At 32.9% G+C, this 2,536-nt stretch carries 3 protein-coding genes; 1 reads left to right on the plus strand and 2 read right to left on the minus strand.

Translation table 11 applies throughout. From position 1 onward, the window contains the following. Positions 1-703: carbon monoxide dehydrogenase beta subunit family protein (locus WBM70_RS02980; protein ID WP_424557031.1), on the minus strand; the 703-nt coding region annotated here is incomplete at its 3' end. 508 nt (positions 704-1,211) lie between these two features. Then, a complete protein-coding gene (locus tag WBM70_RS02985; RefSeq protein ID WP_424557032.1) occupies positions 1,212-1,487 on the minus strand; it encodes a GNAT family N-acetyltransferase in 276 nt (91 codons plus the stop codon). Positions 1,488-1,810: 323 nt separating this feature from the next. Between WBM70_RS02985 and WBM70_RS02990 the strand changes: the two genes are divergently transcribed. After that, positions 1,811-2,404: a hypothetical protein gene (locus WBM70_RS02990; protein WP_424557033.1), complete on the plus strand. Its 594-nt coding sequence runs from the start codon at positions 1,811-1,813 to the stop codon at positions 2,402-2,404. Positions 2,405-2,536 lie beyond the last annotated feature (132 nt).

Here is a 2,536-nt window from a genome sequence, read left to right on the forward strand (position 1 = left end):
CAGTAACGTGCTCACCTTTTTTTGTCATGATGAGACTTCTATACTCACCATAATCAGCCGGTGACAATGTACTATTATCCTCTTTTTCCAAAGATGGATTTTGAGGTGGTAGAGTAGTTTCCCACTCAATGCCTAACTTGTTTCTTTCTTCAATTACGATCTCTTTGAACTTTTGAATGTCTGATGCATGTAGATCTCTAATTGATGCCATTGCTTCTTCATGACCCATATAAGCACATAATGCAGTTGTATAACAATCAGTACCAGCACGGATCATTCTGAGTGAAAGATTTGCGTAGTGACAATGCACACCTACAAAAATACAAGCTTTGATTTTGTTGTCTAAGATCGTTAGGTTTGGGTGATTTGGATTAATTTCAGCCTTAACATCAATTTTTGGATATTTTGGTCTGTAATCTGGCATTGGAATGATTTTACAGTTTGGAATCTCAGATGCAAGATCTAAAATCGCTGCAGCTTTTTCCGCAACATCATCTTTCCAGTCCCATAGAACTTGAGGACCAGGGAAGATAGTTGGGTTATCTTTTGTGAGCAATGCTTTAGCAGCATCTCTCATTGCCTCTTCAGGTGTGACAACATTACCATAAAGTAAAGCTGAACCTTCTGGTGCAAGCTCGACTCCCATCTCCGGTGCTGAATGTGGCATATACCCAGCAGGACCTTCTGTTACTCTTTTCGTCATATTTGACTCCTTATATTTATGAAAAAGTTCGAAAAAATACACAAAAGTGTATAAAACATTTTAAAATTCATTATCATTAGATACAAAGTTTTTAAAATTCAAAGTACCATCTACGTACATTTAAATCTTTAAAACATGAATTTGTATCTTATAGTAGCGAATATAATTTAAATATGTAATACCAGAGCAATATGAAACTATAGCATGAGTAAAATAGTTACCATATGAAGCAGATATCTTCCATCGTAAAGAATATCTAAAAATTATACATAAGATAAAATTATATAATAGATCTATTCTATTGATATACGTTCATTATTCATTCTAAAGGACACTATGCCTTACGATACTCTAGATGGAGGTACGTTGGAAAAATGGTGTGCGAGTTGCGTATGCATTTCTCACGCTGAAATTTGTGGCAGTGGAAAAGATCCACTACCTTGAGGATATGAGTAAAAAGGACTCATGCGATCAAGTCTAAATATTTAATCTTGACCACTAGACAGATCTATGCGAATATAGCACTTCTTTCTGGATGTTTTTCTTGATATTTTACGATATACGAGCACTTAGCTACAGCTTTTTTATTTGCTTTTTCTATCTCTTGCAGTACATCTTCCAGAAGTATCCTAGCAAGACCTTTTCCTGCTAATGCTTCTGGTACCTGTGTTTCAGTTAAATGCATGTTTCCATCTTGATCATCATAAGTAATGTATGCTACATGACCATCAATATGGTATTCATATTTACATTCGTCTGCATTATGAATTAGTGTGTTAGACATTATATCTTCCTTTTATTTTTTGAGTATTTTATCATTTTTTATCTCTACTATTTATTAAGAATTTACATCAATTAAGTATTTAACTTACTTTTGGGAGCATCAAGTATAACCTAAATTAGGTAATGTTGAACGCTTTTCTTCCTTTTGTTTATCTAAAGATGTAAGAGACTTCTGTATACCTTATATATAGAAAAATAAATATTATGTAAATAATGTCATTTAACTTTACTAAAGTTGATTTTATTCTTAAGGTTAGCTGTTTAATCACAAACTAAGCAACGTAATGCTTAAATACAAAAAAATTATTATGAGGTATTGATGATATGGCAGAAAAGAAAGAAAAGCTCTATTTAGAATTGCAAATGGAAGAACTTAAAGCTGCTCATGCACAGGAAGCGGGAGAAGAAAATCCTGTTCCCAAAAAAAATAGTAGAGATAATAGCAAAAATGCTGAGATAGCAAAGATGTATGAAGATGCAGCAGAGTATGAAGAAGACTTAAAAGGTTTTGAAGAAGAGTTAGAAATCGTAAATGCCAATGAACTCAAAGATATAGCTGCAGCATTAATTCAAAAGTTTCCAAACGAAGAGAGAGATTATCCACAAGAGTTAAGAGCTATATTGGAAATGGGTTGGACACACTTTATAGAAGTTGAAAAAACGCATCCAAAAGAGCAATTAGAGCTTATTAAAGAGACAGAATTTGGTGATGTTGTGGAAAAATTAAGTACTGTATATCCTGACTATGATGGTGATTTTGAAACAGAAGTGAGAGATCTCTTGATAAAAAGATGGGAAAATCTTATCGCAATTAAAAAAGATCATATTCAACAAGAGTTGGCAGAGATCAAAACTACAGGTCTTAAACCAAAATATGTGAAAAGAGTATATGAACAATTCCACGGAATTACTAAATAAGTTATCAATTTACAGGCTAAAAATAAATCTTTTTAGCCTTAATAAAACCTCTTAAAGAGACACGGCTTTAGCCCATCTCTACAGAGTCTATCTCTGTTTTAAATTGTTCAATGGAGAAAGTAACCAAATTAG

The sequence above is a fragment of the Sulfurovum sp. genome, from assembly GCF_049668085.1.
Classification (GTDB): Bacteria; Campylobacterota; Campylobacteria; order Campylobacterales; family Sulfurovaceae; genus Sulfurovum.

Excerpts from the sequence above, each read along its gene's own strand:
- WBM70_RS02990 (WP_424557033.1), top strand. The coding sequence starts at position 1,811 with ATGGCAGAAAAGAAAGAAAAGCTCTATTTAGAATTGCAAATGGAAGAA.
- WBM70_RS02985 (WP_424557032.1), bottom strand. The coding sequence starts at position 1,487 with ATGTCTAACACACTAATTCATAATGCAGACGAATGTAAATATGAATAC.